Genomic DNA, 20,175 nt, shown 5'->3' on the forward strand with positions numbered 1-20,175 from the left:
ATGATATTCATTCGTGTACGTACCAAAATAGTAAGTATAGGCGGATGCATCCGGATCAAAGCTTAAGAGCTCTGGTGATCCGTTTGTCTTCTGCTGGCTGACCGTAAGCGTTCCATCGCCTTTATCATCTACCTTGACCTTCAGAATCTGCGTCTTCGTCTGGTCGGTATAGCCGGCTGGTGTGTTGATCTCTGTCAGCTGATAGGTGTGATCTCCGGTATCGTCTATCTGTCCATCTTTCGTGTACTTTTTCGTGTACGGAATCGCTTTAAACTGGAAGTCTCCGGTTTTTGGATCAGACGTTGCTGTCCAGCTCTTTCCATCGATTGCTTTCCCTTGGCCATCGACCTCCGTCAGCTGGAACTCGAACGATCTGTCAAGCGCTCTTCCGCTGACGACCTTCTTTCCACTCAGCACTAGGCTTCCGTTCGCTTCATATGCATTCTTGTAGTCGCCGAAATCATAAGTGTAGTTCTTGCTGGTCGGATCCTGAGTCAGTGTTCCGCTACCTTCGGTCTTAGTCACCTTTAAGGTACCGTCATGCTGATCCTCGACATCCACCTTCAAGGTCTGTGTCTTCGTCTGGTCGGTGTAACCGGACTCCTTACTCGTCTCTTTCAACTGGTAAGTGTGCGGTCCAACATTCTCTTTCTTATATATGATCGTATCAAACTGAAAGGCTCCGGTTTTTGGATCAGACGTTGCTTTCCAGCTCTGTCCGTCAATTGCTTGCCCTTTGTCATCGACCTCCGTCAACTGGAACTGGAACGCTTTGTTCAGTGTCCGTCCGCTGACGACCTTCTTTCCTACAAGCGTCAGATTTCCGTTCGCTTCATATGCATTCTCGTAGTTGCCGAAATCATAAGTGTAGTTCTTGCTGGTCGGATCCTGAGTCAGTGTTCCCTTACCTTCGATCTGGGTCACCTTTAAGGTTCCGTCCTTCTGATCTTCGACATTCACCTTCAAGGTCTGCGTCTTCGTCTGGTCGGTATAGCCGGCTGGCGTGTTGATCTCTGTCAGCTGATAGGTGTGATCTCCGGTATCGTCTTTCTCTCCATCTTTCTTGTACTGAATCGCGTCAAAATGGAAAGTTCCGTCATCCTTATCGGATGTGGTTGTCCACTGATGGTCTTTTACTACTTTTCCATCAGATCCAATCTCTGACAGCTGGAACTCGAACGATTGGTTCGGCGTATTCCTTCCGCTGACGACCTTCGTTCCTTGCAGCACTAGGCTTCCGCTCGCTGCATATGCATTCTCGTATGTATTATTAAAAGTAGGAATTCCCTGTATTTCTGTCTTACATGCTGAATCCGAGTAATATTTTGGCTCTGTAGCACTTGTAACTTCTTTGTCACCAGTTACTTTAGTGTTTACATCAACTTTAACATAAAACTCACTTGTATCATAAGTATAGCCTTCTAAGGTTCCAGAATTTTCTGTAATCTGATAAATATGAACACCATCATCCTGACCGGAATATGATATTTCCGGAAAATCGATTTGACTACCTTTATTTGAAACAGATACCGCATTGGGATCATTAAACGTTCCATCCGGTTGCTGCTCCCGCAAACAGAAGGAAAAGTTTGGTGTATTTTGACCCCGATCTTCCTTATTGATAGTTTTTTTTGCATGAAATGTAACGCTTGTGGTTTCAGTAGTTAATTTTGTATTAGTAAAATGCCATTCTTTACTTGCATCTAATGTGTCTGCAACAAGCCAGCCAGATCCAACACCAGTAGAATTCACCGTGGCATTGGGTGCCAATACTATACCATTTATATTATCTAGATTTGCATGACTAGCATTTGGAAAATTGAAAATTATACTAGAAGCAATTTCCATATATGTGTTTGCTTTCTCACTATTCGGAGATGCTAACTCATCTGAGTAATATGGAACACCATCTTGATTAACTGTATATTTCATAGTTTTAATTTCAGTCTTATTACTATTAAAAACTATGCTTTGTCCTGCTTTTTTAGTAATTGTGAGACCTCCAGTTTGGTTAGAGAGTACATTATACAAGGCTGGAAATTGATCTAGATCGAAATAATATGTTCCATCTTCTTCTTTGCTAATGTCTAACGTTATCCCACCTGCGCCTGCCATTTCCTTTTGTAAGGTAGAATAATTTGTAGAATCAATAGAATTCCTTTCAGAGTCAGATAAATACTTTGCCTGCGTTTTAACTGCGTTCATCAATTGATCTATATAGGAATATACATCCCTTTCGCTTGTTGGAACAATTTGAATTGTTACACCAGCAGCACGAAAAATTTCGCCATTATTGTCTGCCATCGGATAAGGCGTATGAATACGATGAACTGGATGAATTTGAGTATTTTGACCATTGCCTTTAATTATCAGTGGTTTAGAACAGTTGTCGTCGATATGTCCGATATAACTATCACAGGATTCACTATAAAATCCCTTATCAGTAACACCTGATTGATCTGGAAATTTTATTACATTCTTTACAGCAAAATTCGTTTCTGAATCATTGGTTGTATTCAAATTATTCGCTGTGACGCCATAATTCCAGGCTTCTCCAAGAATATCATATGCAGAAAGCTGTCTGTATGCAGCATTTTTAGATTTAGGTACAGATAATGTTATTTCCTTGCCATTAACATTTGTTCCAGTAACTGTAATTTTTCCCTCAGAGGAATTTGTTTCCGAGGAATTTGGTCCCCCAGCCTTCGCATACAGCCCCGAGAAATCCCCACTGGTCACAACCATGAGAAAAGTCAGAAGGAGCGCAAGGGTTTTCTTCAAAACACTGATCGGGATCTCTTTTGATAAAACCTTTCTTAATTTATTTTTCATTGTTCTTTTCCTCCCCATTCTTATGGTCGCTTACCATCTTGACCGCTTTCCTTCTTTTCTTCAGGAAATAGAAGACCAGTGCTGCCAGAACAACTGCTGCAGCAATCACTGCAAAGACAAGTTGGAAACGAAGGCCCTTCGTCTCTTTCTGGTCTAGCTTTATATTTCCACGAGGTGTCTGGATCTCATTGCTGTCTATCGAATCGATGCTCTGATCACTATTTGCATTGTCCTGATTATTCACGGCATTCTGGTCGGCTGCATTGTTCGTCTGACCATTTGCATTCTGTCCGCCGGCATTGCCCCGAATCTGCTGACCATTCAGATTCGTCGTCGCAAGGGTGTTTGTAACGCCGGTTGTCTGATTGGTGATGATCACTCGTGTGATGCCAGGAAGAATGGTCCAGGTGACATTGTTGTCGAGGACCTCGACCTCTTCCGTGGTCTCAGTCCGGATGGTATAGAAATTGACATCCTTTTTGTTCTTATAATAGAAGGAATAGGTCTCCCTCGGTGAATAGTAGCTGAGTTCGACCGGATTGGTCTGTCCCTGGATCAGGACATAGGTCTCACCACCCGCTGTGATCTCCTGCGGCAGACTGTAGCTCATCTCCTTATCGGACCAAACCGTAAACTTCGTTTTCGCCTGTCCCTGATCCGGGAAGATCTCATGTCCCTCGACCGTTTCATCGACAACTTGATAACGAATCGTGATATCGCGGCTCTTGGTCTTGGTCGAATACTTATCCGGATCCTTCGGATCATGACGGTCGTAATAAATGTAAACCGTCCGGTTCGGATTTCCATATTTATAAGTTACCTTCTTGTTGAAAGAAGAATTAACTTTGTAGCTATAGTCATCGGTTCCCTTCGGCAGATTGTCTGCAGGATTGAAGGTGATGCTATGTCCCTTTTTGACTTCTTTCGAAATCACTCCGATGCACTCATTGGAATAGGAATCGTATTGAAGAACACTGAACGTGATCGGTTCGGACTGATTTTCATCCTTATTATAATAAAGCGTGTACTCACGCTTTGTCGATTCAGGTTTCTGGTGAATAGTGTAAGATTGACCGTTTTTCTTCTTATTATATATATAAGTAGCTTTCTCACCATTTTCCTCTACGGAGAAGACCTTTGGTGCTGTGAAATAATAGTCCTTATTGTTTACATAGAAAGTTCTCTTTGTGATGAGATTTCCTTTGTCGTCTACATAGTTTACGGTGACGTAATATTGACTTTCGGATTTTGTTGCTTTATAAATAACTTTTTGAACATCATCACCGGAATAGGTAACTACAAAACTCTTGGAAGGGGCTTCATATGTGTTTCCGTTACTTTGGAAGGATTTTCCAAGCTTTTCGGAAGGATCAACGGTGGTATCCTGATCGACCTTGATCGTAACAGCCTTCAAAACCGTGCCATCTTCGGTAACAGCCTGCAAAGTAATGGAAGGCTCTACATTTGTCGCAGAGTGAGCCTTGTAATAAAAGGTAAGTTCCTTCTCATCCTTGATCGTACCATGGATGATAGAAGATGCCTGGTCAGCTGTCAGAATTTTCCCTTGCGCATCACAGAGATCATAATCCTTACCACTGGCACTATCATAATAGGTATCACGGATTGCAATGGTGCCGTCCGGTCCATAGATATCATTTGTGTTTGCGTAATAAGTCTTTAAGGTCTTATGGGAATCGGAGTCAACCAGTTTTATAACACAAGTATGATCCGCCTCTGTCGCAGTTGACGGAGTGTATGTCGTGATAGAAGATGCCTTTGATATCGTTGATGCTGATACCAATTGTACCGGTGATGTTATAGTAAAAACTGCTGTCAGAGCCAGCACTGCGAAACAGCGGAAAAAACGTCCATCCTTATTCCTCATTGAATTCCTCCCCAAACCGTTGGAAACGTTTCCATTAAATTTACATTAACTTAAATATATTTATCTTTATTATTATATGCAAAAATGATGGAAACTGAAATAGGCTTACGATTCTTTACAGTAATAATGCACAACTGATTTAAAGATAGGAGAAAAGCCCGTAAATTCAACGTTTACAGGCCTTTTGATCGAATGATACTTTGATCTTGTGAAGTGGAAACTCTAAAAAATTTATTAAATTTCAGCGTTTTTCATAAGGCCAGGAATTCTCTTGATCATGCAGTCTGAACAATTTTATAAGTTTGATTTCAGCAATTTTGTGCAGAATTTGGCTCGTCACATGATAAATCTGACTTGTTTAATCAACTTGTCCTTATTTCTGGTACTTCTCTGGTTCTGTTTCCGGCAGAATGAACAAGTATGATTCCGCGTTTAATCGAGTTTTAGAGCGTTTCATGGACACGTTTCATGGACAGTGTGTGGTAATACCAGGTCTGTTTTTGTTCCTGATCCGCTCTAGCGATAATACTTGTTCCTGATTCGCTCTAGCGGTAATACCAGGCTTGTTTTTGTTCCTGATTCGCTCTGCCCGACTCCGACTCATTTCTTAATGAGCTTCTTGTAGAGGGGATTTTTCTCCACTTCAGAGCCATTGATTTCTGCCCAGATCTCAGCATCCTCTTCGAGATCAAAGAACTTGACCAGAAGCCGGCCTGCCCCGTTTCTTCCCAGGCAATAAAAGAGCTGGTGCGAATGCTTCTTGCACTCTGTCTCAACGATTTTCTTCTCTTCTTCTGTATTGATGATCATTGTCTTATCCTCCGTCTTCCTTGCAGTATCAATAGGCCTGATGACATAATCCTTAACATTGCTATATTCATAGGCCTAACAAGGCATACCGTTACTATGCTTTATCCCCAGGCCTAACAAGGCATACCATTACTATGCTTTATTCCCAGGCCTGGTGATGCCTTGCATCCTTCTCCTCGTTCACAAAATCCATATGAGATCCAATCCGATCCAGCCTATAGCTTTATTATGCCATCTTTTCATGATAAGAGGCAAAGAAAAAAATCCTTCTTTCACTTGATTTGATTCCTTTATCATAATAGAAGCAGGAGTTGAAAAACAGGATAGTCAAGCTCACTTCATTCGGTTACTTTATCTTCACAGTAAGCAAGTTTGAAAAATCCGATAGTGAAATCTGGCATTCCCTATCGGATTTCTGGAAAGTTACTTTTATTACGATAATTAACCCTTTTTGAGTATCGAAAAGGGCTTTCAACTATCGTTTCCTGAAAAATGATTTGTGTCACGATATTTACCGATTAGGCAAACAAGGCGAGCTTATCGGATTTCTGGTATATCATTCATATCACAATGGTGCTCCAAAATTTTACTCAAGATGTTAAAAAGTACTTGCATTCCATAAAAAAATCCTTTATATTATCTATTGTTCTGTCGCCGGACAATCTTGTTTGATGATACAAGTGATGTTTTAACTGGCATCCCGACATGGTTCGTTGGTCAAGTGGCTAAGACGTCGCCCTCTCACGGCGAAAACAGGGGTTCGACTCCCCTACGAACTACTTTAACAGGCATCGGAGTTTCCGGTGCTTTTTTTGTATCAACTTGCTGATTGTATCGGCTCCCGGATTGCTTCAGCTTTCTAATATTGTGACGAACCAATCCTGTCAGCTTATTACTGTCCGTTCAGAAAAAATCAATTTACGAACCTCGGAGGTATGCTATGTCTCTATTTGATCGTATGGAAAAGAAGACCATCAATGAAGGAATTAATATCGTCCGAACCACACCCGGTGCTGTTCTTGTCGATATCCGCTCCAAAGAGGATTTCACGAAACGTCACATTGCAGGTGCAATCAACATTCCTTACAACCGTCTGGACCTGGCAGAGCATAGATTAAGAAAGAAGGACGGATTGGTCTATATTTATGGAAGTTACTATCACAAACCAAAAAAGGTCGTAAAAGAGCTTCGGAAACTAGGCTTTACTAATGTCCATTCCTGTGGCTTTTTCGAAGAGCACAATGTAAACCCCTCATAAGTTTTCTTTCCGGGCGATCCATCTCTCGGGTTTATCTCTCGGGTTTATCTCTCGGGTTTATCTCTCGGTTTTATCTCTCGGTTTTATCTCTCGGATTTATCGAAGCAAATGATAAATCGCAAGCTCCCAGACGTAAACGATCCATTTCTAAAGCTCCTGGGCTGAGAAGCCGGTTCAAATCCGCCCTCTCCGGCGTTTCCTCCGCACGCGGTTGAGGTGGCGCTCGAAGTCGCCTTCTTCAATCAGATCCGTCAGGACATACTGGTCGAGAACCGGAACCGTGCAGGAATAGAAACCGATCCGATCGAGGAATTCCTTCGTTTTGAATTCCGGAAGGATCATATAGCCGATTCGGACTGAAGGCGAGATCGTACGAGTAAAAGTGTTCAGATAAATGACCGTTTTCGTCGGCTCCATGGAAAAGAGAGTGTCTTCGCTTTTTCCCAGCATGGAGAATTCCGAATCATAATCATCTTCAATTAAGAGTGCATGGCTCTCTCTAGCCCAGCTTAAATACTCCATTTTCTTTGAAACGGTGGCAGAGATCTCCGTCGGATAACTATGAAAAGGCGTGACGTGCATGGCTTTTGCATGCGAACGCTTTAGTTCACTGGTCAGGATTCCGTCTACTCCCATGCGAAGAGGCTCGATCTGAAGGCCATGAGTCTCATAGACCCAGCGAATCTTCTGATAGGATGGATCCTCAAGTGCTATGGTTTGCCCGGGGCCGATCAGGATGGAAATCAGACCGTACAGGTACTCGGCTCCGGATCCGATTACGATTTGATCCGGACTCACATGCATATTTCTTGTGCGTTCCAGATAGCGGGCAAGGCAAGAGCGAAGTTCCATCGTGCCCTGATTTTCGGATTTCTTGAAAATTTTCTCCTGCCGTTCACTCAAAACGCGTCGAACAGTTCTGGCATAGGTCGGAAAAGGAAATTCCTCTTCACTTTCGAAGTAGGCTGGGGTGGAGGCCTGGGGTTCAGATTCGAAGTTGGCTGAGGTGGAGGCTTGGGATTCAGATTCGAAGTTGGCTGAGGTAGAGACTTGGGGTTCAGATTCGAAGCTGGCTGAGGTGGAAGCTTGGGGTTCAGATTTGAAGTTGCTTATGATCTGGGCATTGCTATGGATGGTGAGTTTATTTCGCGTTTTTGCATGGTCTGTGGATCCAGGGAAGCCTTCCGAAGTCAGGAATTCAGATGCCTTATAACTCACGTAATAACCACTTCTCTCCTTCGCAAGGAGAAAGCCCTCGTCTTCTAATAAAGCAAGGGCGTGTTGAACAGTAATCACACTCACTCCCTGATCTGCAGCGAGAAGACGCTTGGACGGAATCTTCGATCCATAGGGATATACTCCGGAAATGATCTGCTGACGCAGGTATTGATATAGCTTGATGTAGGCAAGGCTTCTTTTGTTTGTGTCTGTTGATCCTGATAAGCTTGTTTTTGTTGACTCCAACAAACCTGTCTCTTCGTTTGCTGGCAAGCTTGTATTTGCAGACCCGGACAAACCTGTCTCTTCGTTTTCTGGTAAGCTTGATTTTATAGTTTCCTGCATATTTGATTTTTCCTGCTTTCCTGATGTATTGATCTTATTTTTCTTGTTTCCCATCATGCATCCTCTATATTCGATATACAGAATTATTTCAATATCATGCGCTTTTCCTGTCGCAAAGTTGCCTCTCAAAGCACTCATATTCGATATACAGAATCATTTCAAAATCATGCGCTTCTCCTCTTGCAAAGTTGCCTCTCAAACCACTCCATATTCGATATATAGAATCTTTTCAAAACCATGCGCTTTTTCTGTTGCAAAGTTGCCTCTCAAGGCACTCTTTATTCGATATACAGAATCTTTTCAAAATCATGCGTGTTTTTCTGGCAGATTTATAGCATGATTTTAAAAAGATTCTGTATATCGAATTTTCAGCCCTAAAATACGCCATTTCAGGCTAAAATCACGCATGATTTCAAAAAGAATTTCTATATCGAATATGAATATGCTTCGCTTTATATTTGGTCTTATATTTTTATCATTGATTGGATATATTATATATTCAGTTTTGAATTATAATCAAGTGTTATAGGAAGGTCAGAGCCATGCCAAAGATTATATGGAATCTGGTCCTGCTTACCAACAAGATGAACTACCATTCCGATTTGTTACCACATATGATCCATAACCAGGAGAAGCCAACATGCTTTTACATAGTCAAACAGAAACAAAGAAGCTCTCTGATATCCAACAGAACCATGACATTCCTGACATCCACAACCACCAGAAGAAGATCGCTGTGATCAATGATCTGACTGGTTTCGGACGTTGTTCTGTCGCGGTTTCCCTGCCCATCATCTCGGAAATGGGTATTCAATGCTGCTTCCTTCCGACTGCGATCCTTAGTAATCAGACCGGTTTCGACAGCTATTATCTCTATGATTTCACCAAGCATTTTGACAGCTATGCCAAGGAATGGGCAAAGCTCCATCTCCGATTCAACGGAATTGCAACTGGTTTCTTAGGCTCTATTCCACAGGTTGATTTGACTGCTTCTTTTATCAAAGAGTTCCGTGAAGCAGGCACTTTTGTCCTGGTCGATCCGGTTATGGGAGACAACGGAAAACGATATCCGGTCTTTTCCGACGAGCATTGTCAGAGAATCCGGGAGCTTGTCATGCTCTCGAATCTCACTACACCTAACTTGACCGAGGCCTGTCTCTTAACTGGTCATGACTGGCACGAAGGTTCTTGGAACGAGGAAGAGCTTCTGGATCTATCGAAGGAAATCGCTTCCCTCGGTCCCTCGAAAGTTGTTATTTCCGGCATACCGGACGGCGATTTCGTAACAAACTATATTTATGACAAGGGTAGAACCTCAAGCGACAGAAAGCCAAGGCTGGGCGGTTCGAGAAATGGAACCGGCGATATTTTTGCTTCGATTTTGATTGCAGATGCTGTAAATCAGGTTTCCCTGGAAACTTCTGTGAAAAAGGCGTCATCCTTTATCCAAAAATGCATTCTTAGGTCGCTGGAACTCGAAATTCCGGCTGAGGATGGGGTAGCGTTCGAAGAGGAATTAAGAAATCTACGGTAGTTATCGAATGAGGATGGGGTGGCGTTTGAGGAGGAATTAAGGAATCTACGGTAGTGATCGAATGAGGGTGGGGTAGCATTCGAAGAGGAATTAAGAAATCTACAGTAGTTATCGAATGAGTGTGCACAGAAGGTCCTACGGGTGTTTTCTTATTTTCAAAGCGTTGGTCCAGTGAAATCAACCTGTTTCCAGAGCAAGCTGCCAGGCCGCCTTCTCTATCCTGCCAAGTGTGATAGATTCGCTATATTAAGTATATATTAAAGTTTTGATAGATTAGATAGGTTGATTATATTAGGTGTACCAGATATATTGAATATATTTGATTGATTGGATATGAATTGGCTAGATACGACAAGTAAAGATTCTATCGAAATTGAACTCAATCGCTGATCGACAATAGATCAAAATACGGTGAACACGATAAAAGGAGGTTCCTCATGGCTAAAAAAACTGTAAATGCTACTGTACAGGATCCGGAAGTTACTACAGGGGCCGGTAAGACCGGAATAAAATACCGGAAAGAAGAGATTGCCTACAAGGTTCATAACAATCTCTACCTGAATCTGACCAACCGTTGTCCTTGCGCCTGCTCTTTCTGTCTGAGACAGACCAGAGATTCCGTAGGAGAGTCTGATTCTCTCTGGCTCGATCATGAGCCATCTGCTTCTGAGGTCCTGAGCGCCGTAAAGAAGCATGACCTGTCTCAATATGATGAAATAGTCTTCTGCGGGTTTGGAGAGCCTACAGAGGCCTTTCCGGTCCTTGTAGAGGTATCTGATCAGTTAAAGGCTCTCTATGGCATGCCGATCCGCCTGAATACGAACGGACTGGGCAATCTCATCAATAAGAGGGACATCTGTCCGGAACTGGAGGGAAGAATCAATACGGTCTCCATTTCTCTGAATACGCCGGATGCCGAAGAATATAACCGCATCGTCCGGCCAAAATTCGGACCGGATTCCTTCCAGGCCATGCTGGATTTTGCCCGGGAAGCGAAGAAATATGTACCAAACGTCGTTATGTCTACCGTTTCGACAACGATCAGCAAAGCGGATGAGGACCGCTGTGCTGCGATCTGTAAGGATCTTGGCGTGATCTACCGTATCCGGCCCTGGGAGGGGTGATCCAGGATCCGGCCTGGATCCGATCGAATACGACGACCGTATCCGGCCCTGGGAGGGGTGATCGGTCAGAGACTCTGGGATCCAAACCATCCTTATTACGATAAATCTGAAAAAACCTCCAACAAAGTAAAAAACAAAGTAAAAAAGCAAAGTAAAAAAGACGGGCAATGCGATTGTACCCTCCTTACTGAACTTTACATTGTCCAGTAAAGAGGGTACATATCACAATACATGCCCGCCTTTTTGCTATATACATCCATCGTCATATAAGCCTCATTCACCAGCTTATCAACTCATTCCTGAGACTCATGGCCTGATCTTACTTCACCCGTCTAACAGCTACGATTGGTGCATAGTTTACATTGGTATATGTAATGCCAGATCTCTCATTCAAAGCATTCACAATCATGCCATTTCCGGCATAGATCCCGACATGACCACTATAGCAGACGATGTCACCCGGCTGCATATCCGACTTACTGACACCGCTTCCGCAGCCTCTCATTGCAGAAGAAGAATGAGGAAGGCTCACACCGAACTGTGCATAGACACTCTTCACAAAACCGGAACAATCGGTTCCGTTGGTCAAGCTGCTTCCGCCATAAACATAAGGGTTCCCGACAAACTGCGATGCATAGGCAACAACAGAAGATCCGCTGGATCCGGATGGAGCGCTGACCGTCTTGGAAGAACTGCTGGAGGCACTCTTCGAGGCTGACTTTTGTGCAGCCTTCTGTGCGGCTGCCTTCTGTGCAGCTGCCTTCTCAGCGGCAGCTTTCTGTGCGGCTGCCTGTTCCTGTGCGATTCGTGCTTCTTCAGCGGCCTTGGACTCCGCATAGCTATAAGATTCCGCGATGCTTACAAATTCCGAGGAAACATAGCCCTCGCCGGCATCGGTCTGAATTTTTACCCAGCCCTGTGTCGAAGTATCCGTTACCGTATATTCCGTCGTTCCCGCAACTAAAGTGAGAACGGAGGCATTGGCATCCGGTGCGGTACGAACTTTCAATGTTGTTGTATTGATGGTCGCCAGCGTCTTGGCAACGGACTTGACCTTTGCTTCATCTCCAACGATTAATAATTCCTTGGAGATATATCCTGTTACATCGCCGGAAGTCACATGATAAAAGTCGCCTTCTTCACCATCGACCGTAGCGACTTCATTCGGATAGATCTTTCCAGCATAATCACTATTGGTATCCGGAGCGGTACGAATAAAAGCATAATCTGAAACATTTGCAACTCCGATATGTGCATATGGAGAAGCCTGTGTCGCTGTTGCACTGCTGTCATTGTTGGCACTCGTATCGGCTGCTGTAGTATTTCCTGTTTCTGAGCTTGCTACCTTGGTCTCCGTATTGGTCTTTTTACTGGCACTCTGCTCGGAAGAAGAAACCATCTTAGCAAGGACTGCGCTGACACCGGAAATCGTATTCGATGCGTTATCCGTCTTCTTCATAAGATCCGAAGCGGTTATCGTTGTTAATGTAGAAGCAGTCGCCTTTGATGCGCCTGCCAGAGGAGCTGCATTTGCCGTAATACCGCTACCGGCGATCAAACTGCCTGCTGCAAGAGCCAGTGCTGTAAATTTACCTGCTTTACGATTAAAATTCATAAAAAGAAAGCCTCCAAAGGGATGCGATGTTGACTTGTTACAAAATTGTTACTTTTGTTACAAGTGCTATCTTAAATCCCTTGGAGGACTTTGTCAAGAGTGTTACAGGATTTTCACAAATTGTTCAATGATTCATCACTATACAGATCTTTTGGATCGATTAATCTATATACAGATCTTTTGGATCGTAGGAAGGGTAACCAATCATTTCGAAAAATGCGCCGGTGCCTGCCCTTCGATTGCCTTTTCCATGGCATTCTTCCAGATATTAAGCGAATAATGCGACAAACCGCTATTGTTATTCTCCCGATTATCGTCATATCCGGTCCAAACGCTGATCGTATAATAAGGAGTGAAAGCGGTAAACCAACCGTCCCGGTCGTCATTTGACGTACCGGTCTTACCGGCGGCATCGATATCCTTATTCTGCCAGCCGATACTTGACGCCGTTCCGCCATCGGAGAAAACGCCCTGCATAATATTGGTCATTTCAGAAACGGTAGACTGCTTATAGACCTCGACTTCATCTGATGTTGAGAAAAGCTCGGTACCGTTCATATCTTTCATCGAAGTAATGCAAGTCGGATAACGATAGTATCCGCCATTGGAGAAAGTACGATAGGCACTCGCCATCTCCATGGTTGTAGTACCGTGGGTCAGACCTCCCAGTGCCGACGACAGATTATAGTCACTCGGCACAATTCTGGCAAAACACATCTTGTGGATGAATTGCATGCCATAGTCTATGCCGATCTGACTTGCCAGCCAGTAAGCCGGTCCATTGATGGAATGCGTCACTGCATAACGCATCTTCATAGTAGAACCGTTCATGCTTTTTACGTCATCCGATGTCTTAGCCTGCTTCACATTGATATTTTTCAGATCCGAATCCGCATTATATTCACCCGTATCAATGGCAGGTGCATAGACAAGGATCGGTTTAAATGTAGACCCCGGCTGTCGGTATGCCTGAAAAGCCCTGTTTAAACTGCCTCCGGTCGTAATTCCCTCCTGAGAACGCCCGCCAATCACTGCGATTACCTTTCCCGTATTATTATCGATCACTGTCTCAGCCGCCTGGAAAGCAAAAACTCCACTGTCCGCCTTCTTTTTATTATTTGACATTGTCTCGTCCAGCTGACCCTGAAGCGTATTCTGGAGCGTGGTGTCCAGAGAGGTGTGAATCTCATAGCGCTGACTGTACAGAGCATCATGGGCAGTTTTATAAGCTGATGCATAACTCTTGTTATAAGAATTATATTCATCTTCCGAATTGAAGGAATATTGAAATGTAAACCCAGCCCTCTTCATCAGTTCCTCGGTTGCACATTTTTCGGCATAAGAGGTCTGATAATCCCGCGTTGCACTGGCAATCTGCGCTGATACATCACCATTTCCTGTATTGCTCTGATCCGTATCATCCTCTAGAAATGCCTGGGTTTTCGGTTGAACGGTGATGGTTTCTGCTTTGGCAGTCTGGGCATCCTGAGAAGAAATAAAACCGCACTTTTCCATATCATTCAAGATCTTGTTTCTCCGCTTCAGGGCTTTGGTAGCATCCTTCCATGGATCGTAATATTCCGGATGATTGGGAATTGCACAGAGATAGGCCATCTGGGACAAACTGAGCTGTGACGCATCCATACCGAAATAATCTTTGGATGCTTCCTGGATCCCATAGATTCCATTTGCAAAACAGCAGTTATTGATATAGAACTCCATAATCTCCTGTTTGGTATATGTTTTCGTCATCCGGTCTGCATACATGATCTCTTTGATCTTACGTGTGAGCGTCCGATCTGCATTTAAAAAAGTCAGCTTGCAAAGCTGCTGTGTGATCGTCGATGCACCGCTGATTACCTGTCCCCGACTGGAGACATAACGGAAAACCGAACGAAAAACGCCAAAGGGATCATAACCCTTATTGGTCCAGAAATCCTGATCCTCAATTGCTATGAAAGAATTGATCGCATTGCTTGGAATCGAATCATAGGTCAGATATGCGTATTTCTTCTTATCGTTCGATAGCTCTGCAATGATCTGATCGTTTTTGTCATAGACGGTAGAAGCCATGTCCGGGCTGAAAGTGGAAGAGCTGCTGGCTGCAACGGTTTTCACCGCGTCCTCATAGTCATTCTTTAATTCCGGCATAAAGTGGATCACAAGAAGCAGCAGTCCGATGATGCCAATCAGGATCAGATATTTCACTGTTTTCAGAACGGAACCGAAGAAAATAAGAAGGATCCTTCCAAATCCGTTGTTCTTACCATTACTCACTGCTGCTTCACTTCCTTTACGATCTGATCTGTTTTTTGAATTTCCTTGTTAAAAGAGTAACCGATATAAAGAAACAGGGCAAAAATAATAATCAGTAGGAGCAGGGTAAAAAACTTATCCACCAGTTTTCTCTTGTATTCTGCCTTCGTTTTTTTTCTCTTTGTCATAGCAGTCTTCTTTCCACTTTTCATTTAGATAAGCTTCAGAACTTCTTCCACAATTGCTGCACAGTCTCTTGCGGCGCGCTTCTCGAATTCCGGATAATCCATGGAGCTGGATCCGTCTGCCTTATCGGAAATTGCACGGATGACAACATAAGGGATGTGATTTAAGTAAGCGGCCTGTGCTACGGCAGCGCCTTCCATTTCTCCGCACTTTCCACCGAAGGTATCAACGATCCATTTTTTCTTCGCATCATCCGCCAGGAACTGGTCACCGGAGCAGATCCGTCCGAAATGCAGCGTGATCTTGTCAGCTACGGTATCACCCTCTCCGACTTTTGCGGAAATGGCTTCTGCAGCCTTCTTAATATCATTGACTAACTCTTTGTCTGCCGGGAAGAAACGTATCCCAAGGTCAGGCATCTCTCCGATCGGATATCCGATTGCGGTTGCATCGACATCGTGGAAAACAGCATCTTCTGAAACAACGATATCTCCGATATCAATGGAAGCATCCAGGGATCCGGCGACACCGGTATTAATGACATGGGTGACATCGAAGAGGTCACACAGGATCTGAACACAGATACCAGCGTCGACCTTACCGATCCCGCATTTTACAACGACAACATCCTGTCCTTCCAGCTTGCCTTCACAAAATTCCATGGAAGCCTTTTTTACAACACGGGTAATTTCCATGTCTGCTTTTAACTTCTGAACTTCTACTTCCATTGCTCCGATAATTCCGAGTTTCATTTTATCCTCCTATTTTTTCGTTTTATTTGAGTTCTTCCTTTTTCATGATTGTGTTCTATTCTATTTTTCCTACATCTTATTGCTTCGATGGTTTACTGCATTTCTGATTGGTCATTTCATAGAAAAGAACGGTTTATATTTCTCCGATCATCCATTACTCCGGGTACTTCAGATGATCCTCTGTAATATGATAAAGCGTATCATCCAAATATCGCTTGGCCAGCCATTTCGCCATCGAGAGATTCTGATCCAGATAATTGCCACAATCTCTGGCCTTGGCGCCAGGGATCTCTCCCTCGAAATCGCGAATGAATTCAAACATGCCAATGACGAGTGGAAGTACATCTTCGGATGTTAATTCTCCTGCCAAAAGCATGTAGCAACCGGTCCGACATCCCATGGGTCCGAAATATACCACTCTGTCTGCCCAGTCATGATGATTCCTAAGATAAGTGGCTCCGAGATGTTCGATCGTATGAAGCTCCGCCGTATTCATAACCGGTTCCCGATTCGGTGCAGTCATACGAAGGTCGAATGTCGTAATCGCTGTTCCATTGTAGTGGTCTACCCTGGAAACATAAACTCCCGGTTCCAGCTTTAAGTGATTGATCGTAAAGCTCGTGATCTTTTCCATACTTTTCTATCTCCTAATCCTTTCGGTACAAGTCCATGTATTATAGCATGAGTTCGGCTTTGCCTGCAAATTGTATCAATGGTTCTCTTTTTATATTTTTTTCAGACTAAAACTTTACGCTAGCCATTGGATCAAAAGGATACTTCCTTTTTGGAGCTTTATTAATAGATATATGATTCTAAAGAAATGAATAACAACTACTTTACTTTTTTTTTATTTAGAGTCCTTGAAAGCCTTTGTTTTCAAGGCTTCGCTCCTTTATTTGTCGCTTCTTTCGTCGTTTCCGTTCGTATTTTTTGGAGCAATCGGCCATATTTCCTGACGTTAGTTCACGTCTTTTCTTTCGTAATCTATGATTTTTCAGGAGCTTTCGATCAAAATTAACGAAAAAATAGGAGCCTTTTTTGTCTTTTGCTGCCTATTTTGTTTTTAACGAATAAATCGGAGTTTTTTTCTTTCCCTAGAACATGACGAAAAAAACGGAGATTCGACCGTGTTCTCTTCTCTTTTCCTCTATTCTTAAATGTAGGTCAGCTCTTTCATGATTTCTTACGATTTCATCTCCTGCTTGTTTTGAATGGCATGAATTTAACGAAAAATTCGGAGCATTTATGACTTCTTTCTTATTAAAATACTTTTTCTTAACGACAATCTCGGAGTAGAAGTCTTCCAATACGATGTGTCTTTTCTATATTGCTATTCTATCATAGATTATGGAATTGTTTAGCTCCTGTTTTTTCGTTAAGTTTTTTCTTAGGATTTTGCCTTTTTTAAGCTATTTCTTCCTGTTTCTTCGTTTCTTATTTGCTCTTATATGTTCTTATTTCTGATTTCTAAGATTTTTATGGTGAAATATGGTGTGATTCTTTTAACCTGAGTCTTACGATTACCTTTTTATCTCTTGATCCTTCTGACTCTTACTGAGGTTTATGGTCCTTTTGGATTTACTCTACGAAGATATCGGTGATTCTTTCTTCTTTCTTTGGATCCTATTTCGCATCCTACTTCTATATTGCTCCCTTATTTTCGTTATCTTTCATGATTTTTTTCCATAAACGATTTACAAACTCCTTTTTTTTCGTTCATATCTTCTTGCAAGATGATAAATGAAAAATCGTACATATGTTTTCTCCTGTTTTGTCGTTGAATTCAGTTTCAAATCATGGTATTCTCCGTTTTTTTCGTTTTCTTTCCCTCTCTGATTCGATGGTATTTTTTAGCTATCTCCGATATTTTCGTTAACTTACGTCTTTTGATTCGTACTTTTCGTATGATCTGCATTGGCGAAGAAATATGAATCAACTAACCTGTTCACTTTTTTATCTCCGGAATCTTCTCCTATAAACTCTGTATTTTTCGTTAATTTATATTTAAAACTCCGTTTTTTTCGATGACGTCTTATTTCATAATTTTTTCATTTCCTTTCGTCTGAATATCCGATTTCTTCTTTTAATAACTCCTTTATTTTCGTTAAATAAATATGAAATCTCCTACTTCTTCATTCATAATCTCCGATATCCTCTAATAAAAACTCCAGGATTGTCGTTAAAAAGCTTGCTTTTTTCTTTGGCTTGCGTTTTAATAGTACTTGAAAATTTAGTTTTTCTATCTTGGTGTGAGGTTTATGGAGAAGGAAATTAATCTGGCTGAGGATCATGTTAATATTTCAAATGTCCTGGCCCGTAAGAAAATGAAAAGTGATCTTGCCGAAAGTAAGGTCAATGTAATGGCAATTAAGAAAGCCGAGTCGGATGGTTTTGATTTAGAAGCAACGGATAGTAAGGGTAAGAAATATACTTACTATGCGGTTTCTTTTACTACCAATGAAATGCGTCATGCCTTAACGCCGGATGACACTGAAGGCAAACCTTCCGGTAGTTTCTATAACAGGCTCCGTAGTCTTGCTATTCGAATGGCTCAGCGTCTGGTGATTCTTACGGATAGTGAGGGTCAATTTAGTGTGCAGCATTTTTATCATAGCGTCGATTACAAGAACGGTAAGTTTACGGTTGCTTTTGAAAATGTGATGCTGCCCTACGTCCGTAATGAGATCAAGAAAATCGGTTATACGCAGATGGATTTCCCCATTCTCTGGTCTTTTGAGAGTAATGGTGCCTTCCAGCTCTACTCTCATTTGAAGAGTGAGTTATTCCATATTAAGTCTTATCCGAACCATACTTCGACTCAGGAGGATTTGGAGACCTATCCAGTACGCTTTGGTGTTTCAGAGCTTCGGGTCGCATTGGGTTTCGTTTCTCTGGAGGATAACGATCAGGTTTATGAGGAGGCTTCTAAGAGTCATCCCAAGTGGGAAAAGTTGGAAAAGGCGCAGAAAAAACCGAAATACAAGCGTTATGGTGACTTTAAGAATAAGGTAATTCTGCCGAGTATTGAAGAGATCAACTCACGGTCTGATCTTTATATTGATCATATCTATGAGGATAAGGTCGGAAAAGGCGGAAAGGTTGAGTATATCACCTTTTATATTGCTAATAATTTAAATTATATTCGAACGCATGTCTGGACCAAGACTCCGGAAGATAAAGATGATTTTATCCCCAATAAGGATATTCTTAAGGTTCAGTCCTTAAATCCCTTTGCGAACCTTTCTTATGAGGAAGCAAAATTGATTTTGCAGACCGGAAAAGGCGATATCGAGCGTATTAATCAGGCAATCGAATATACCAGTAAGCAGCCGAATATTGACAATTTTGTCGGTTATGTCATCTCTTTACTGAAGAAAGGCGATGATTTTATCACCGAGAATAAATCTACTGTTTTTGGATCTACGGAAAGTTCCGATGCTATGAAGTCTATGAAGGAAAGCATCCATGAACCGAATGGCGAAATCGCCCAGAAGGTATGGGAAAAGAATAAGACGAAGCCTGAATTTGCCGAATTTATCAAGTATCTGGAGGATCAGGGAGTGACCTTGGAGATGTATGAGTTGACCTTCTCTCTCTCTGAAAGAAATCGGGAATTTGTCAATTGGAAGAAGGAACATAATTCGATTCTTTGATTCAAATTCCTTGATTCAATACTTTGGTTTCTGAATCATGTTTTTATAAGTTCTTTGATTTATTCCTCTTCCTTTTGATCGTTATAATCTCTTTCATTTTAATACCCCCACAGCACCTTCAATGCTGTGGGGGTATTTTTTGCTATTCAAATAAGTGAAATGACATAGATTAATGCATTTTATATGAACTATGATAGTTTTTATTCAAATATTTGACTTCTATTATATTATCCTAAAATAAACAGTTATTCGTTATTGATTGATATTGTTATCAGATTATATTCTGCAAGAAAATGCCCAAAAATTATCTATCAAGACTTATTTCCTTCCAAATTCAGATAAATGTATGAAACGTACATTCAATTTTATAGCCGTTTTTTCCATCTATTTTTCCGCTTTTCGATTGGGAATTTGTCTTTGATAAAATTACGAACTTGTTGATTTTAATTTCTACTTATTTTTTTCTTTCTGCTGCTTCTTTATTGGCAAAAGAACTTCTATTTTTGATCTTTTTTTCTATTTAGTTCTTTTTTTGTGATTTTGAGGCCAATGTCTTCCCGGTTTTGATCTGGCTATTGCTTTTTGAATTAGGAATACGTCGGCTTTCTTATATAGAGTATACCCCTTTTTGTAGAGACATACAATATGTTATTTCTATTTTTTCTGTCTTATATATTATATCTATCTATAATACTCTTTAAATACAA

At 41.9% G+C, this 20,175-nt stretch carries 13 protein-coding genes and 1 tRNA gene; 5 read left to right on the top strand and 9 right to left on the bottom strand.

Going from position 1 to position 20,175, the window contains the following annotated elements; translation table 11 throughout:
- From ACKX2L_RS06645 to ACKX2L_RS06655, 3 genes are all read right to left on the bottom strand, one after another.
- A partial coding sequence (locus ACKX2L_RS06645; RefSeq protein WP_497552901.1) for a Spy0128 family protein occupies positions 1 to 2,832 on the bottom strand: 2,832 nt, incomplete at its 3' end.
- Positions 2,822 to 4,717 (bottom strand): hypothetical protein, encoded by a 1,896-nt coding sequence (locus tag ACKX2L_RS06650; protein ID WP_497552902.1) that lies wholly within the window; start codon positions 4,715 to 4,717, stop codon positions 2,822 to 2,824. The genes ACKX2L_RS06645 and ACKX2L_RS06650, both read right to left, overlap by 11 nt.
- A gap of 600 nt (positions 4,718 to 5,317) precedes the next feature.
- Positions 5,318 to 5,527: a hypothetical protein gene (locus tag ACKX2L_RS06655; protein WP_497552903.1), complete on the bottom strand. Its 210-nt coding sequence runs from the start codon at positions 5,525 to 5,527 to the stop codon at positions 5,318 to 5,320.
- 707 nt (positions 5,528 to 6,234) lie between these two features.
- Here ACKX2L_RS06655 and ACKX2L_RS06660 point away from each other — a divergent pair.
- A tRNA-Glu gene (locus ACKX2L_RS06660) sits at positions 6,235 to 6,306 on the top strand.
- A 161-nt stretch (positions 6,307 to 6,467) separates the two neighbouring features.
- Positions 6,468 to 6,785: a rhodanese-like domain-containing protein gene (locus tag ACKX2L_RS06665; RefSeq protein WP_497552904.1), complete on the top strand. Its 318-nt coding sequence runs from the start codon at positions 6,468 to 6,470 to the stop codon at positions 6,783 to 6,785.
- A gap of 174 nt (positions 6,786 to 6,959) precedes the next feature.
- Here ACKX2L_RS06665 and pdxR read toward each other — a convergent pair whose 3' ends face one another.
- The gene (gene pdxR / locus ACKX2L_RS06670) at positions 6,960 to 8,249 is read right to left on the bottom strand and encodes a MocR-like pyridoxine biosynthesis transcription factor PdxR (protein WP_497552905.1); all 1,290 of its coding nucleotides are present in this window, start codon (positions 8,247 to 8,249) and stop codon (positions 6,960 to 6,962) included.
- A 739-nt stretch (positions 8,250 to 8,988) separates the two neighbouring features.
- On the opposite strand from pdxR, the gene ACKX2L_RS06675 reads away from it, so the two are divergent.
- Positions 8,989 to 9,882 carry a pyridoxamine kinase gene (locus ACKX2L_RS06675; protein WP_497551995.1) on the top strand — a complete coding sequence of 298 codons (894 nt, stop codon included), beginning with the start codon at positions 8,989 to 8,991 and terminating at the stop codon, positions 9,880 to 9,882.
- 437 nt (positions 9,883 to 10,319) lie between these two features.
- Positions 10,320 to 11,006 (top strand): TatD family nuclease-associated radical SAM protein, encoded by a 687-nt coding sequence (locus ACKX2L_RS06680; RefSeq protein WP_497551994.1) that lies wholly within the window; start codon positions 10,320 to 10,322, stop codon positions 11,004 to 11,006.
- 319 nt (positions 11,007 to 11,325) lie between these two features.
- Here ACKX2L_RS06680 and ACKX2L_RS06685 read toward each other — a convergent pair whose 3' ends face one another.
- The 5 genes from ACKX2L_RS06685 to ACKX2L_RS06705 all read right to left on the bottom strand — a co-directional run bounded on the left by ACKX2L_RS06685 (position 11,326) and on the right by ACKX2L_RS06705 (position 16,449).
- A complete protein-coding gene (locus tag ACKX2L_RS06685; protein ID WP_497552906.1) occupies positions 11,326 to 12,621 on the bottom strand; it encodes a C40 family peptidase in 1,296 nt (431 codons plus the stop codon).
- Between the two features lie 204 nt (positions 12,622 to 12,825).
- Entirely contained in the window at positions 12,826 to 14,898 is a 2,073-nt protein-coding gene (locus tag ACKX2L_RS06690) for a transglycosylase domain-containing protein (RefSeq protein ID WP_497552907.1), read from the bottom strand.
- A complete protein-coding gene (locus ACKX2L_RS06695) occupies positions 14,895 to 15,065 on the bottom strand; it encodes a hypothetical protein (RefSeq protein WP_497552908.1) in 171 nt (56 codons plus the stop codon). The genes ACKX2L_RS06690 and ACKX2L_RS06695 overlap by 4 nt, the downstream gene beginning before the upstream one ends.
- 24 nt (positions 15,066 to 15,089) lie before the next feature.
- The gene (locus ACKX2L_RS06700) at positions 15,090 to 15,815 is read right to left on the bottom strand and encodes a 5'-methylthioadenosine/adenosylhomocysteine nucleosidase (protein WP_497551990.1); all 726 of its coding nucleotides are present in this window, start codon (positions 15,813 to 15,815) and stop codon (positions 15,090 to 15,092) included.
- A gap of 154 nt (positions 15,816 to 15,969) precedes the next feature.
- Positions 15,970 to 16,449 (bottom strand): S-ribosylhomocysteine lyase, encoded by a 480-nt coding sequence (locus ACKX2L_RS06705; protein ID WP_497552909.1) that lies wholly within the window; start codon positions 16,447 to 16,449, stop codon positions 15,970 to 15,972.
- A gap of 1,624 nt (positions 16,450 to 18,073) precedes the next feature.
- Between ACKX2L_RS06705 and ACKX2L_RS06710 the strand changes: the two genes are divergently transcribed.
- Complete coding sequence (locus tag ACKX2L_RS06710) at positions 18,074 to 19,468, top strand: RepB family plasmid replication initiator protein (RefSeq protein ID WP_497552910.1); 1,395 nt, start codon at positions 18,074 to 18,076, stop codon at positions 19,466 to 19,468.
- Positions 19,469 to 20,175 lie beyond the last annotated feature (707 nt).

Source organism: Porcibacter vitabionis (assembly GCF_046263795.1).
In the GTDB taxonomy this organism is placed as follows: Bacteria; Bacillota; Clostridia; order Lachnospirales; family Lachnospiraceae; genus Lachnocurva.

What these genes read in the sequence shown, in the direction of transcription:
- ACKX2L_RS06685 (WP_497552906.1), bottom strand. Translation starts at nt 12,621, where the DNA reads ATGAATTTTAATCGTAAAGCAGGTAAATTTACAGCACTGGCTCTTGCA.
- ACKX2L_RS06650 (WP_497552902.1), bottom strand. Translation starts at nt 4,717, where the DNA reads ATGAGGAATAAGGATGGACGTTTTTTCCGCTGTTTCGCAGTGCTGGCT.
- ACKX2L_RS06655 (WP_497552903.1), bottom strand. Translation starts at nt 5,527, where the DNA reads ATGATCATCAATACAGAAGAAGAGAAGAAAATCGTTGAGACAGAGTGC.
- ACKX2L_RS06680 (WP_497551994.1), top strand. Translation starts at nt 10,320, where the DNA reads ATGGCTAAAAAAACTGTAAATGCTACTGTACAGGATCCGGAAGTTACT.
- ACKX2L_RS06695 (WP_497552908.1), bottom strand. Translation starts at nt 15,065, where the DNA reads ATGACAAAGAGAAAAAAAACGAAGGCAGAATACAAGAGAAAACTGGTG.
- ACKX2L_RS06675 (WP_497551995.1), top strand. Translation starts at nt 8,989, where the DNA reads ATGCTTTTACATAGTCAAACAGAAACAAAGAAGCTCTCTGATATCCAA.
- ACKX2L_RS06700 (WP_497551990.1), bottom strand. Translation starts at nt 15,815, where the DNA reads ATGAAACTCGGAATTATCGGAGCAATGGAAGTAGAAGTTCAGAAGTTA.
- ACKX2L_RS06665 (WP_497552904.1), top strand. Translation starts at nt 6,468, where the DNA reads ATGTCTCTATTTGATCGTATGGAAAAGAAGACCATCAATGAAGGAATT.
- ACKX2L_RS06710 (WP_497552910.1), top strand. Translation starts at nt 18,074, where the DNA reads ATGGAGAAGGAAATTAATCTGGCTGAGGATCATGTTAATATTTCAAAT.
- ACKX2L_RS06705 (WP_497552909.1), bottom strand. Translation starts at nt 16,449, where the DNA reads ATGGAAAAGATCACGAGCTTTACGATCAATCACTTAAAGCTGGAACCG.